Source organism: Aphanothece microscopica RSMan92 (genome assembly GCF_046613545.2).
GTDB lineage: Bacteria > Cyanobacteriota > Cyanobacteriia > PCC-6307 > Cyanobiaceae > NIES-981.
Window position 1 is genome coordinate 1 of record NZ_JBKKKY020000067.1, and the last position, 13,876, is coordinate 13,876.

Genomic DNA, 13,876 nt, shown 5'->3' on the forward strand with positions numbered 1-13,876 from the left:
TCGATCACCACCACCCGCTTGCCGGCCAGCACATCGGGAAGGGGATTCAGCTTGACGCGGATCCCGGCCTCCCGCATCGCCTGGGTGGGCTGGATGAAGGTGCGACCGACATAGCGGTTCTTGATCAGACCATCGGCGAAGGGGATGCCACTGACCTGGGAATAGCCGATGGCCGCCGGGATGCCTGAATCGGGCACACCGATCACGATGTCGGCGTCGATGGGGGTCTCGCGGGCCAGGACTTCACCGATCCGCACGCGATAGCTGTAGAGGGATTCGCCGAAAAAGCGGCTGTCGGGCCGAGCGAAATAGATCATCTCGAACACGCACAGCTTGGCGGGCTCCTCGCACCAGCGGCTGCGCTGCGGCGAGGGATCGCCCTGGAGGAAATGGATGATCTCCCCGGGCTGCACATCGTCGTTGTAGGCGGCCCCGATGATGTCCAGCCCACAGGTCTCGCTGCTCACCACCCAGTGGCCCTGGTGGGGTTCACCGAGATGGCCGAACACGAGCGGGCGGATGCCGTGGCCATCCCGCAGGGCAAACAGACCCTCCGGGGTGCCGATCACCAGGCTGAATGCCCCCCGACAGCGGGCCGCCGCCCGGCGGATGGCCTGGTCCCAGCTGAGGCCGTCATTCACGGCCTGCTGGAGCGCGAAGGCGATCAGTTCCGAATCCGTGGTGGAGGTCAGCTCACTGGCGATGGCCCGGAGTTCCTCGCGCAGCTGGGCCGCATTGACCAGGTTGCCGTTGTGGGCCAGGGCAAAGGGGCCGAGGCGGGTGTTGAGCACGACCGGCTGGGCGTTGCACACCTTGCTGCTGCCCGTGGTCGAGTAGCGGTTGTGGCCGATCGCCAGATCGCCGGGCATGCGCTCCAGCACCTGCTGGTCGAACACCTGGCTGACCAGACCCATGTCCTTGTGCAGCCGCACCTGCTGGTGGGCATCGAAGACGGCGATCCCAGCCGACTCCTGCCCGCGGTGCTGCAGGGCATAGAGGCCGAAGTAGGTGAGGTTGGCCACCTGCTGACCGGCGGCCAGCACGCCGTAGACCCCGCAGGCCTCCTCGGGCTTGTCGGGGCGGTCGGGAACGGGAGGGCTGGGCGCGGGGTCCGGATGCATCACCGCCACAAGCCCGACACCCAGTACATCAAGAAATCATTCTGCATCAGGGCTTCACTCAGGCGGTGGGGGGGAGATCCACCCCCATGCGGCGAGGGATCGCCTGCTCGAACGGCTCGCGCAGCTGGTCGAGGCCAAGCTGCAGCAGGGCGGCTCCGGAACTGCGGACGCTGAGGTTGGGGCTGGCGATGACCTGGCCCAGCTCGGTGGCGGGCACGGACCCCGCGACGGCCGCCAGAGCCTCCTGCCAGCCTGCAGCCTGCTGGGCCGGCACGCTCACCAGGATGCGGGCGCCTCCTTCGGCAAACAGAAGGCGGTCGGGGCGGGCGACCGAGGTGGGCAGGCAGAGGTCGGCGCCGAGGCCGGAGGCGATGCAGCATTCCGCCAGGGCCACGGCGAGGCCTCCATCGCTGAGGTCGTGGGCGGCTGTCACCAGGCCGGCGGCGATCGCCTGACGCAGAAACGCCTGCACGGCCTGCTCCAGGGCGAGGTCGGGGCGGGGGGGGCGGCCGGTGACCAGGCCGTGGACGCAGGCCAGATAGCTCCCGCCCGCCAGACTGACCCGCTCATCCAGCGGCCCGGGGGCCACGAGCGGCTCGAGCGGCACCCCCAGCAGCCAGATGGCATCGCCGGGCTGATGCCAGGCCAGGCCGCAGATCCGAGCCAGGTCGTGCACCAGCCCCACCATTCCCACCACCGGAGTGGGGTGGATCGGCTGCATGGTGCCGTCGGGGAGGCGGGTCTCGTTGTAGAGGGAGACGTTGCCACCGGTGACCGGGGTCCCCAGGGCGCTGCAGGCGGCAGAGAGGCCGCGGCAGGCCATCGCCAGCTGCCAATAGCCGATGGCGGTGTCAGGCGAGGGGAAGTTGAGGTTGTCGGTCACGGCCAGGGGCTCGGCCCCCACGCAGCTGAGGTTGCGGGCCGCCTCCGCCACTGCCGCCATTCCGCCGCGCTCGGGGTCGAGAGCCACCCAGCGGTTGGGACAGTCCACCACCGCGGCCACGCCCCGGTGGGCGGGCGCCATGGCGCCCGCACCCTGCTGGGGCCGCAGCCGCACCACCGCCGCATCCGCCCCGCCTGGAGGAACCACGGTGTTGGCCTGCACCTGGTGGTCGTACTGGCGGTAGACCCAGCGCTTCGAGGCGATCGTCGGGTCATCGAGCAGCAGCAGCAGGGCCTGGTTCCAGCTAGTGGGCTGACCGGCCCGCTCCCCCCCGACCGGCGTGATGCCCGTGGGGCCCGCCGCGGGCAGATCGGCCTCACTCCAGCGCCAGTGGGCCTGGATCGCGGCCGGAGGCTCGCTGAGCAGCTCGTGATGGTTGATCGGGGTGTCGTCGGCCAGGGCACTGGCGGGCACCTCGGCGGCCACTTCGCCGTTCTGGAGCACGCGCACCACGTTCTGCTCGAGCACGCGGCCCACCACGGCCGCCTGCAGGCCCCAGCGGGTGAAGCGCGCCATCAGCGGCTCCTCGTGGCCTGGCTTGACCACGAAGAGCATCCGCTCCTGGGATTCGCTCAGCAGGAACTCGTAGGCGGTCATGCCGGCCTCGCGGGCGGGCACGCGATCGAGATCGAGCTCGATGCCCAGGCCACCCTTGGCGGCCATCTCCGAGCAGCTGCAGGTGAGTCCGGCGGCGCCCATGTCCTGGGCCGCCACCACATCGCCGCTCTGGAAGGCCTCGAGGCAGGCCTCGATCAGACCCTTCTCCAGAAAGGGATCGCCCACCTGCACGGCGGGCCGGTCATCGAGCGAGGCCTCGGTGAGCTCGGCGCTCGCAAAGCTGGCGCCGCCCATGCCGTCGCGGCCGGTGGTGCTGCCCACGTACACCACGGGATAGCCCACGCCCTCGGCGCCGGAGCAGACGATCTCCTCGGTCTCCATCAGGCCGAGGGCCATGGCGTTCACCAGCGGGTTGCCGGAGTAGCTGGGGTCGAAGGCCACCTCACCGCCCACGGTGGGCACGCCCACACAGTTGCCGTAGTGGGCGATGCCCGCCACCACGCCCTCCATCAGGCCGACGTTGCGCTCGTCCTCGAGGGGGCCGAAGCGCAGGGCGTTGAGCAGGGCGATCGGCCGGGCACCCATGGTGAAGATGTCGCGCAGGATGCCGCCCACCCCCGTGGCCGCCCCCTGGAACGGCTCCACCGCCGAGGGGTGGTTATGGCTCTCGATCTTGAAGGCCAGGCGCTGGCCCTCACCGAGATCCACCACACCGGCGTTCTCGCCGGGACCCACCAGGATGCGCGGGCCGCTGGTGGGGAACTGGCTGAGCAGGGGGCGTGAATTGCGGTAGCAGCAGTGCTCCGACCACATCACCCCGAACATGCCCAGTTCGGCCCGGTTGGGGGCCCGGCCCAGGCGGCGGCAGATCTCCTCATAGTCGTCCTGGCTCAGGTTCTCCTTCCTGAGGGCTTCGGGCACCGGGTAATCGGGAGCCGCAGGGTCGGAAGCAGCAACCACAGCCATGGGAGTCGGATGGCTCCAGTGTGGCCGAAGGGGTTCAGCAGCCCGGGGCCCGGCGGCGGGTCAGATCCAGGGATCACCATCCGGGTCGGGCTGGTGGCGGCGGCGGCGGGCGCGGGGCTGAGCCATCCAGGACGGGGGGGACTCCTGCTCACTCGGCTCGACCCCCCAGTGGTCGTCCCAGGGTTCGGGATCCTCGCCGTCGTCCGGCGGGGGGTCCTGGGGAGGCCCCCAGTCGCGCCGGGGCTCCGCCGCGGCCTCCCAGGGCGGTTCTTCGAGCCAGCCCTCGACACGGCCCTCGAGGCGATCACCCGCCTCCTGGAACTGGTCCCGCAGCCGGCTCGTCTCCTCCTGCACCTGGTCACGCCAGCGACGCGAGCGACGCAGGAACTCCTGGCGGACGCTGGCGCGGGCAAGGGGGAGATCATCGAGGCCCTGCAGGGCGGTGAACACCAGGCCGGGCTGCTGATCCACGATCCGCTCCGGACTGAGCCGCCAGCGGCTGCTGCCGGGCAGCCGGGGGTCGCTGCGACTCACGAGGTAATGGCGGATCCGGCCGGTGCGGAGCTCGATGGCGGCATCGGCCAGGGTGCCGATCGGCTCGCGGCGGGCATCGAGCAGGGAGGCCTCGATCAGGGTGGGCAGGCGCTCGATCGTGTCCTGGTCGGTCTCGGCGGGATCCCCCTTCACCAGGGCCTCCAGCTCCAGCAGCGCCCGCAGCTGATCCAGCCGCCACACCAGGCGGCGATTGCCGAACGCCGAAGGACGGGTGACCCAGCCCAGCACCCGATGCACCGGCGGATGCATCCAGACCCGCAGACCCGCCCCCCGTTCCAGTCCCCTGTCACAGCGGACACGCCGCCGCAGCAGGTCGCTGAGCAGGAGTTGCTCGGGAAGGGACAAGGCGGTTCAGCCCCGGATCTGAACGGGCATCACCAGATAGGTGAAACCGGACTCATCGAGGGACTGCAGCACGGCCGGCGTGGTCGGGGCATTGCACTGGAGCACGACCTGCTCCGAGACCATGGCCTTGAGACCGTCGAGCAGGTAGCGGACATTGAAGGCGATCTGGATGGACTCCCCGGACATGTCGGCCGGCAGGGATTCGGAGCCGCGGCCCACATCCTGGGCATCGGCCTGCACCTGGAGCCTGCCGGCGTCGGGATCGGCGGTGATCTTCACCACGTTGTTGTGCTGGTCCGCCAGCACCGCCACCCGGTCCAGGGCCGCGATCAGGCCGCGGCGATCGATGACGATGCGGCGCCCGAAGCTCTCGGGGATCAGCTGGCGGTAGTTGGGGTAGGTGCCATCCAGGCTGCGGCTGGTCAGCACCTGGTCGGCCCACAGGAAGACCACCTGGCCCCGATCGCAGAAGAGGCTCAGCGGCTCCTCCGACTGGCGTCCGGAGAGCAACCGCTCCAGTTCCCGCAGGGATCGCGCCGGCACGGTGACGGCAAAGGGCTCGCCGCCCTGATCCGGAGCCAGACCCGCCTCGGCCAGGCGCAGCACAGCGAGCCGGTGTCCATCGGTGGCAGCGCACTCCAGGCCCTCGGGATCGAGATGGAGATGGACCCCGGTGAGCAGCTGCTTGGCCTCGTCACCGCTGCTGGCGAAGAGGGTGGCCCGCAATCCCTTGACCAGGGCCTCGGCCTGGAGGCGGATGGGATGGCCGGTCTGCACCAGCGGCAGATCGGGGAAATCCTCGGCCGGCATCCCCCGCATCTCGTACTGACCGGAGAGGCTGATCAGATCCACCTGCTCATGGCCCTCGCGGCAGTGGATCGTGATCGGGCCGTCGGCCGAGAGACGGGAGACGATTTCGCCGAAGAGGCGGGCGGGCAGGGTGATGGCACCGCTGGTCTCCACATCGGCGGAAATGCTGGTCTGGATGCCGAGGCTCAGATCGAACCCCGTGAGGCTGAGGCGACCGGTGCCGGCGTCAGCCGTGAGCAGCACGTTGGCGAGCACCGGGTGGGTGGGCCTGGCGGCCACCGCGCGGCTGACCAGTTGCAGGCTCGCGCTGAGTTCCGTCTGAGAGCAGACCAGCTTCATGGTGTCGCGGGGCTGAACCCGGTGTCCGTGGGACGGGAGCACCACGTTTCCACAGCCCGGTGAATTGCGCAACGCCGGTCATCCGCCATCCCCGGAACCTTCTGCAAGTCCATCAATCAACTGGAAAAGAAAGAACAAACCCGTAGCCTTAGGGCCTGGGGAAACTGGGCAAAAGGCCCGCTTTCCCTTCTGGGGCAGGCCTGCGCCGGATCGAGGCCTGGGGAACGGCCACAGCCTGCTGGGGAGGAATCGCCGTTCTCCCCAGATTCCCGCCGCTGGGGAAAGAGGAGGGCGGACCGGGGCGTTGCTTCTCCGGCTGCATTCCGCAGCATCCGGTGCCTTCTTCCCCAGGTCCTGGACAGACACTTCCGGCAGCGGATGCCGTCCTGCGGCAGCATCAGCTGCCCGCCGGCACCCCCGCCGGCACCCCCACCGCCCCCTCAGCCGGCCATGACAAAGCCCCCCGAGCGGAGGCCTGGGGAGGCGCTCAGAAGCCCATCACCTCGGCGACCTTGGCCGTATCGGCCTCCAGGCCGGTGTGGAAGCGGGCATCGTTGTGTTCGATGGCGGTGGTGGGATCCTTCAGGCCGTTGCCGGTGAGCACGCAGACCACGGTGGAACCCGGCGGCACCTCGTCGCGCCGCTTCAGCAGCCCGGCGACCGAGGCCGCGCTGGCCGGTTCACAGAACACGCCCTCCTCGCTGCCGAGCAGCTTGTAGGCCTCGATGATCTCGGCGTCGGTCACGGCCATGAAATCGCCGCCACTCTCGGCCCTCACCTTCAGGGCTTTGTCGCGGTTCACCGGGTTGCCGATCCGGATCGCCGTGGCGATGGTGTCCGGCTGCTCCACCGTGTGGCCCAGGACCAGCGGAGCTGATCCAGCGGCCTGAAAGCCCATCATGCGGGGGACGGTGCGGCAGTGGCCGGCCTGGCGGTACTCGTTGAACCCCATCCAGTAGGCGCTGATGTTGCCGGCATTGCCGACCGGGATGCAGAGCCAGTCCGGGGCCACGCCCAGCGCATCCACCACCTCGAAGGCAGCCGTCTTCTGACCCTCCAGCCGGTAGGGGTTGACGGAATTGACCAGGGTGACCGGGTACTGGTCGGCGACCTCCTGGACGATGGCGAGGGCCCGATCGAAATTGCCCTGGATCGCGATCACCTCGGCGCCGTAGAGCAGGGCCTGGGCCAGCTTTCCCTGGGCCACGTACCCATCGGGAATCAGCACGAAGGCCCGCATGCCTCCCCGCCGGGCATAGGCGGCGGCGGCGGCGGAGGTGTTGCCGGTGCTGGCGCAGATCACGGCCTCCGAGCCCGCTTCACGGGCCTTGGAGATGGCCATGGTCATGCCACGGTCCTTGAAGGAGCCGGTGGGGTTCAGGCCGTCGTATTTCAGGTGCACCTTCACCCCCTTGCCGATCCGGCTGGCGATCGCCGGGGCGGGGATCAGTGGGGTGGCCCCCTCGCGGAGGGTGATCACCGGCGTGCGCTCATTCACCGGCAGCCACGCCCGGTAGGCCTCGATCAGCCCCGGCCAGTCCTGCAGGGTGGGTGTCGGCCCCAGGCCCAGCCGACGCAGCGATTGGAGCAGGGCCAAGGCGTCAGGGGAGGTCTCGGCCGAATCTACGGCTCGGCAGACGGCGCGGTCGGATTGGCCTCCGCGGCATTGCCACGCAGGCCATCCAGCGGCGATTCGGAGAAGAAGCGCACCAGTTCCACGATCGAACCGGCCTTGCGCATGATGCCCAGCAGGGCCGGGATGTTCACTTCGAGCTCCTGGGTCGGGTAGGCCTCAAGGAAGGAAATGGCGGAAATGGAGCCGTTGCCGTTGACCAGACCCATCACCAGGGCCGAGCGCAGCGCGGGAATGCCCTGGCTGGGGGCCTTGAGCGGGTAGACCACCTGGGACAGGCGCTGCAGCAGGGCCTCGCCGATGCGGGTGTTGAGCAGCCGGCTGACCAGGGACACCGGGAGGGCCAGGGACTGGTTCAGCAGCTTGGAGACCTGTGCGGGGTCCTGACTGCTGAAGCGGAGCACGTCGGTGAGCAGACCGCGGGATTCGCCGGTCTGGGCCAGGTGGGTGACATCGGCGACGGTGATCGACCGGCGGAACGCTCCGCTCACGAAGACCAGGTTCTCGGCGGCGTAGGCGGCCGGCGATCCCAGGCTCATCCCCAGCCCCAGCAGGGCGGCCAGCAACCTGAGGCGTTTCATGCGTGATGGCATCGCCTCACCCTAGGAGTTTTTCAGGCCGAGGCCAGGGGGGGAGAACGGCGCAGCCCGGGGTCGACCAGCACATCCCGCAGCAGGCGTACCACCCCCCGTTCGGCGAGTCCGCGGGCCAGATCGCGCCCCATCCGACGCAGCTCCGGCTCGCCCAGCACCCGGGGCAACCGCTTGAGCAGCAACTTGGGCTCAAAGCCCGGCAGGGCCTGGAGGATGGCCATCAGCTCACGCACCGGTTCGAGATCCAGCAGCGGGTCGGCGGTCTCGATCGGACGCCGCCGGCGCAGGCCGGGGGGCTGGAGTCTGGTGGGCAGGCGTTGGCCCAGCCGCAGGGTGGTCTGCCAGGCCAGACCGTCGAGCTGCTGCACGAGGGCGTCGACCAGCTGCTGGCGCAGCAGGCCTCCCCGGGGAGAGAAGAGGAAATCCAGCACCTGATCGAGCAGCCCATCGAGGTCGAGGCTGGCTCCCCGCGAGGCACTGGCGATGAGGTTGTCCAGCCGCTGCCAGCGGAAGATCTCCCCATCGAACAGCATCTCCCTGAGGCTTTCGCGCAGGCTGGGATCCGGGTCCTCCATCAGCCGCCGGGCGAAGTAGGGATAGGCGGCACCGAGAATCTTGAAGTCCGGATCGACGCTCAGGGCGATGCCCTCCAGGGTCACCAGGGAGCGGATGATCAGGGCGTAGTAGGGGGGAACCCGGAACGGGAAGCGGTACATCACCCCCGAGAGATCGTCGGTGACCGCCTTGAAGTCCATCCGGCTCACCCCCATTTCCAGGGCCTGGCCGAACACACTCTCGAAGGCCGGCACGATCGGCTTGAGGTCCACGTCCTCCGCCAGGAATCCCAGGGTGACGAAGTCCTTGGACAGCTGATCGAAGTTGCGGTTGACCAGGTGGACAACGGCCTGGATCAGCCCGGTTCGCGCCTCACGGCTGACCTCGCTCATCATGCCGAAATCGAGGTAGGCCAGCCGCCCGTCCGGCAGGGCCAGCAGGTTGCCGGGATGGGGGTCGGCGTGGAAGAAACCGTGCTCCAGCAGCTGCTGCAGGCTGCAGTTCACGCCCACCTCCACCATGTCGTCCGGATCCACCCCGATGGACCGCACGGCTTCGAGGTTGGTGAGCTTCACCCCCTCCATCCACTCCATCGTCAGCACCCGGCGGCTGGTGGCTTCGCGGTAGATGCGGGGAACGGCGATGCGGGGGTTGTGGCCGTGCAGAACGGCGAACCGTTCGGCGTTGCTCGCTTCGTTGCAGTAATCCATCTCCTCGAACACCCGTTTGCCCAGCTCATCGATCAGGGCCACCAGATCGCTGCGGATCACCCCGACGTTGCGGTTGAGCCAGGCCGCGATGTTGCGCACGATGTAGAGATCCAGGGTGATCTGCTCCCGCAGACCCGGGCGCTGCACCTTCACCGCCACCCGCTGCCCGCCATGCAGCACGCCCCGATGCACCTGGCCCAGCGAGGCGGCCGAGATCGGGTTCCGTTCGAGCTGGGCGTAGACCGTGCTCACCGGTGCTCCGAGGTCCTCCTCGATGCAGGCCATCGCCAGGCCTGGATCGAAACCCGGCAGCTGATCCTGCAGCTGGGCCAGTTCCTCGAGCAGCAGGGGAGGCACGATGTCGGGCCGGGTGGAGAGCGCCTGTCCCGCCTTGATGAAGGCCGGTCCCAGCGAGGCGACGAGCTCGGCGGCCTCCCGTGCCCTGGCCTGGACCCGGGAGCGCAGGTTGAGGCGGCCGGTCAGCCAGTCGAACCCCACACCCGTCAGGTAGAGGCCGATCGGCACCAGGGTCTGCCACAGGCGGCGGATCAGCCGCTGGGGATGGCCGGCGTAGATCCGGCTGATGGCGACGGGGTCGTACGCCAGCAGGCCGGCCGCCTCGATGAAGTCGCTCAGATCGGTGCTGGCCTGCAGGTCGGCCTGCTGGCCGGAGGCAGGCTCCGGCTCGGGCTGGTCCGGCACCGCCTGGTCCGGAACCGCTTCGTCATAAACCGCTTCGTCATGGGTCCCATCGCCATGCACGGCCTGCTGCATGGCCGCCGCGGCCAGTTCCAGGGCCGTGGGGGGTGCTGACTCGGTACGGCTGCTCACCATGGCCGCGCTCTGCCGTTGGTCGGAGTCCCCTTCTAAAGCAAAGACGCAGCCGCTACGGTCGGCGCGATGACCGGAGGCTGCGTGCTCACGGCCCTGCGCCTGGAGAACATCGCCCTGATCGAGCGCCTGGAGCTCACGTTCAGCGCAGGCTTCACGGTGCTCACCGGCGAGACCGGTGCCGGGAAGTCCATCCTTCTCGATGCCCTCGATGCCCTGCTGGGCGGGGCCCAGGGTGCCGGGGCCTCCCGCCTGCTGCGCCAGGGGGCGAGCCGGGGGGTGATCGAGGCCTGCTTCAGCCTCTCCCCACCCTTGCTCCGCTGGCTGGAGGCCGAGGAGCTGCCGGCCGAGGAGGGCGAGGTGGTGCTGGCCCGTGAGTGGCGATGGAGCGACGGACGCCTCTCCAGCCGCAACCGTCTCAACGGGGTGACCATCAACCGCTCCCAGGTGCAGGCGCTGCGCCCTCTGCTGGTGGACCTCACCGTGCAGGGTCAGACCCAGCAACTCGCCCGGGCCGGCCAGCAGCGCCGCTGGCTGGATCGTTGTGGGGGGGCGCCGTTGCAGCAGGCCCTCGGCCAGGTCGGCGTGGCCTGGAGCGACTGGAAGACGGCCGCCGCGGCGCTGGACCAGGCCCGGGCGGCTTGGCAGCAGCTTCAGGCCGAACGCGCCAGCCGGGAGGCCCTGCTCGCCGATCTGGACTCCGCCGCTCTGGAGGATCCCCAGGAGGCTCTGCACCTGCAGCAGGAGCAGGATCGGCTGGCCCACGGTGTCCGCCTCCAGGAGGGGGTGATGACCTTGCTGGGCCGGCTGGTGGAGGGGGCTGAGGGTGCTCCCTCGGTGCTGGACCACCTGGCGGCCTGCGAAGCGGAATGGCAGGCGATGGAGCAGTGCGATGGTTCCCTGGCCGAGCTGCACGGCCGGGCGGTGGAGGTGCACCAGCTGGTGCAGGATCTGGCCCGCGATCTGGACCGCTATGGCGCCTGCCTGGAGAGCGATCCGGAGAGCCTCGCGGCCCTGCAGGAGCGGCTGCAGCAGCTCAGGGCGCTGCAGCGGCGCCATGGCCAGGATCTGGCTGGCCTCATCGACCTGCGGGATCGGCTGCGGGACGAGCTCCACAGCGGTGGCGCAGGGGTCTCCCTGGAGGTGCTGGAGCAGCGGGAGTGCCAGGCCCGCCGCTGCCGCGATCAGGCCAATGCGCAGCTGAGCCAGTGCCGCCACGAAGCCGCCGCCTGGCTGGAGGGGCAGCTGATGGAGGCCCTGCGGCCCATGGGGCTCGCCAACGTGCGCTTCGCGGTGGCGATCGAGCCGTCCGGTCCCGGGGAGGAGGGGGCGGACGCGGTGCAGTTCCTGTTCTCGGCCAATCCGGGCCACGCCCTGGCGCCGCTGGCGGAGGTGGCCTCCGGGGGGGAGATGAGCCGCTTCCTGCTGGCCTTCAAGACCTGCCTGGCGGCGGCTGATTCCCACGTGACCCTGCTGTTCGATGAGATCGATGCCGGGGTGAGTGGCCGGGTGAGCGGCGCCATGGCGGCGCTGCTGCAGCGGCTCGCCCGCCAGCGCCAGGTGTTCTGCATCACCCACCAGCCGCTCGTGGCGGCCGCCGCCGACCACCACTTCCGGGTGGCCAAGCAGGTCGTGGAGGGGGTCACCCACACGCGGGTGTCCCAACTGCGGGACACCCGCGCCCGCCAGGTGGAGCTGGCGGAGCTGGCCGGGGGGGATCACCAGGAGGCTCGCAGCTACGCCGCCAGCCTGCTGGGCAGGGGAGCTACCAGCCCCGAGGCGCATCCAGCCCCATAGATTTATAAACCGTTACATTGAAGCGCCGCTGACCGTCGGGTCGCCATGCCCTGGACCGCCACCGCCATCCCCGATCAGTCGGGTCGTCTCGCCCTGGTCACCGGCGCCAGCAGTGGTCTCGGCCTCGAGACGGCCCGGGCCCTGGTGGCCAGGGGAGCCACGGTGATCCTGGCCTGCCGCTCCCGCCCCAGGGCCGAGCGGGCCCGCGAGGAGCTGCTGCCCGCCGCGGCCTGCGGTGGCGCCCTGGATCTTCTCGACCTCGACCTTGCCGATCTGACCACGGTGGTCACGGCGGCCCGTCAGGTGGCGGAGCGCTACGGCCGCCTCGATCTGCTGATCAACAACGCCGGGGTGATGGGGCTCCCCCGCTCCCTGACGCGCCAGGGGTTCGAGCGGCAGTTCGGCATCAACCATCTCGGTCACTTCGCGCTCACCCTCGCCCTGCTGCCCGTGCTGCGGGGTCGCCCCGACGCCCGGATCGTCACGGTGACTTCCGGCGCCCAGTACTTCGGCCGGATCGACTTCGACGATCTGCAGGGGGAACGCCGCTACGACCGCTGGAAGGCCTATGGCCAGAGCAAGCTGGCCAACGTGATGTTCGCGATCGAGCTGCAGCGGCGGCTCGAAGCGGACGGTGCCAGCGTGCTCTCCCTGGCGGCCCATCCGGGGGTGGCCCGCACCAATCTGCAGCCAGCCTCGGTGGCCGCCAGCGGCTCCTGGCTCGAGCCGCTTGCCTACCGCTTGATGGCGCCCCTCTTCCAGAGCGCCGCCATGGGCGCCCTTCCCCAGCTGTTTGCGGCGACGGCACCTGAGGTCACCCCCGCCGGCCACTACGGTCCGGACCAGTGGGGGGGCATGCGCGGCTGGCCCACGCCGGTGCGCGTGGCTCCGGCAGCCCTGGAGGCTGGCCAGCGGCAGCGTCTCTGGCAGCTCAGTTCCGAGCTGTGTGACCGGGCCTGTCCTGGCTGGTCGGAGTCCCTGGCCCCCAGCCCCCGCCCCTAGAATCCACCGTTCTCGTGACGGCTGGATGCCCCGCGCCAAGAGCCCTGCCGCCACCGGGGGCGCCGCCGGATCCCTGGCCCGGACGGTCCATGAGAAGGCCCATGACAGGGCCGCGCTCCAGACCCTGAACGGCGGTTCGCTCGAGGATGTGATCCGGGTGCGCGGGGCCCGCCAGCACAACCTCAAGAACATCGATCTCACCATTCCGCGCAACCGCCTGGTGGTGTTCACCGGGGTCAGCGGCAGCGGCAAGAGCTCCCTGGCCTTCGACACGATCTTCGCCGAGGGTCAGCGCCGCTACGTCGAGAGTCTGTCGGCCTACGCGCGTCAGTTCCTCGGCCAGGTCGACAAGCCCGATGTGGATGCGATCGAGGGGCTCTCGCCCGCCATCTCGATCGATCAGAAATCCACCAGTCACAACCCGCGCTCCACGGTGGGCACCGTCACGGAGATCCAGGACTACCTGCGCCTGCTGTTCGGCCGCGCCGGGGAGCCCCACTGCCCGGAATGCGACCGCTCGATCAGGCCCCAGTCGATCGATGAGATGGTCGACCAGATCATGCAGCTGGCGGAGGGTACCCGCTACCAGCTGCTGGCCCCGGTGGTGCGCGGCAAGAAGGGCACCCACGTGAAGCTGCTGGGCGGCCTGGTGGCCGAGGGCTTCGCCCGGGTGCGGATCAACGGCGAGGTGCGCGAGCTGGCCGACAACATCGAGCTGGACAAGAACCACGCCCACAACATCGAAGTGGTGGTGGACCGGCTGATCGCCCGGGAGGGGATCCAGGAGCGGCTGACCGATTCGCTCCGGACCGCCCTCAAACGGGGGGATGGGCTGGCCCTGGTGGAGGTGGTTCCCAAGACCGGCGAGGCCCTGCCGGAGGGCCTCGAGCAGGAACGGCTCTATTCCGAGAACTTCGCCTGCCCGGTCCACGGGGCCGTGATGGAGGAACTCTCGCCGCGGCTGTTCTCCTTCAACAGCCCCTACGGCGCCTGTGCCGACTGCCACGGCATCGGCCATCTGCGCCGCTTCACCACCGAGCGGGTGGTTCCGGATCCCTCCCTGCCCGTCTACGCGGCCGTGGCCCCCTGGGCGGAGAAGGACAACGCCTATTACTTCT

Annotated in this window: 9 protein-coding genes and 1 pseudogene; 3 read left to right on the forward strand and 7 right to left on the reverse strand. The window is 69.8% G+C overall.

The genetic code is table 11. The features are described from left to right. The 7 genes from purF to ACLD7X_RS14055 all read right to left on the reverse strand — a co-directional run. Positions 1-1,121, reverse strand: a 1,121-nt coding sequence (purF, locus tag ACLD7X_RS14025; RefSeq protein ID WP_411424277.1) for an amidophosphoribosyltransferase, incomplete at its 3' end; no start/stop codon positions are given. 58 nt (positions 1,122-1,179) lie between these two features. After that, complete coding sequence (purL, locus tag ACLD7X_RS14030; RefSeq protein WP_411424278.1) at positions 1,180-3,588, reverse strand: phosphoribosylformylglycinamidine synthase subunit PurL; 2,409 nt, start codon at positions 3,586-3,588, stop codon at positions 1,180-1,182. Positions 3,589-3,648: 60 nt separating this feature from the next. Next, positions 3,649-4,488, reverse strand: a complete 840-nt coding sequence (locus ACLD7X_RS14035) for a hypothetical protein (RefSeq protein ID WP_411424279.1) — start codon at positions 4,486-4,488, stop codon at positions 3,649-3,651. 6 nt (positions 4,489-4,494) lie between these two features. Further along, a complete protein-coding gene (dnaN, locus tag ACLD7X_RS14040) occupies positions 4,495-5,637 on the reverse strand; it encodes a DNA polymerase III subunit beta (protein ID WP_411424285.1) in 1,143 nt (380 codons plus the stop codon). 487 nt (positions 5,638-6,124) lie between these two features. Then, positions 6,125-7,234 carry a threonine synthase gene (gene thrC / locus ACLD7X_RS14045; RefSeq protein WP_411424280.1) on the reverse strand — a complete coding sequence of 370 codons (1,110 nt, stop codon included), beginning with the start codon at positions 7,232-7,234 and terminating at the stop codon, positions 6,125-6,127. 26 nt (positions 7,235-7,260) lie between these two features. After that, positions 7,261-7,851 carry an alpha/beta hydrolase gene (locus tag ACLD7X_RS14050; protein ID WP_411424281.1) on the reverse strand — a complete coding sequence of 197 codons (591 nt, stop codon included), beginning with the start codon at positions 7,849-7,851 and terminating at the stop codon, positions 7,261-7,263. Between the two features lie 32 nt (positions 7,852-7,883). Next, positions 7,884-9,962 (reverse strand): ABC1 kinase family protein, encoded by a 2,079-nt coding sequence (locus tag ACLD7X_RS14055; RefSeq protein ID WP_411424282.1) that lies wholly within the window; start codon positions 9,960-9,962, stop codon positions 7,884-7,886. 66 nt (positions 9,963-10,028) lie between these two features. On the opposite strand from ACLD7X_RS14055, the gene recN reads away from it, so the two are divergent. The 3 genes and pseudogenes from recN to ACLD7X_RS14070 all read left to right on the forward strand — a co-directional run. Then, positions 10,029-11,756, forward strand: coding sequence for a DNA repair protein RecN (gene recN / locus ACLD7X_RS14060; protein WP_411424283.1), 1,728 nt, complete (start codon positions 10,029-10,031; stop codon positions 11,754-11,756). A gap of 45 nt (positions 11,757-11,801) precedes the next feature. Continuing rightward, on the forward strand, positions 11,802-12,758 hold the full coding sequence (locus ACLD7X_RS14065; RefSeq protein WP_411424284.1) for an oxidoreductase: 957 nt from the start codon (positions 11,802-11,804) through the stop codon (positions 12,756-12,758). 25 nt (positions 12,759-12,783) lie between these two features. Then, positions 12,784-13,876 (forward strand): annotated as a pseudogene (locus ACLD7X_RS14070) (hypothetical protein); the annotation flags it as partial.

Bases quoted from the DNA above. Each gene is read 5' to 3' on its own strand.
- purL (WP_411424278.1), bottom strand. From the start codon at position 3,588: ATGGCTGTGGTTGCTGCTTCCGACCCTGCGGCTCCCGATTACCCGGTG.
- ACLD7X_RS14055 (WP_411424282.1), bottom strand. From the start codon at position 9,962: ATGGTGAGCAGCCGTACCGAGTCAGCACCCCCCACGGCCCTGGAACTG.
- ACLD7X_RS14050 (WP_411424281.1), bottom strand. From the start codon at position 7,851: ATGAAACGCCTCAGGTTGCTGGCCGCCCTGCTGGGGCTGGGGATGAGC.
- dnaN (WP_411424285.1), bottom strand. From the start codon at position 5,637: ATGAAGCTGGTCTGCTCTCAGACGGAACTCAGCGCGAGCCTGCAACTG.
- recN (WP_411424283.1), top strand. From the start codon at position 10,029: ATGACCGGAGGCTGCGTGCTCACGGCCCTGCGCCTGGAGAACATCGCC.
- ACLD7X_RS14065 (WP_411424284.1), top strand. From the start codon at position 11,802: ATGCCCTGGACCGCCACCGCCATCCCCGATCAGTCGGGTCGTCTCGCC.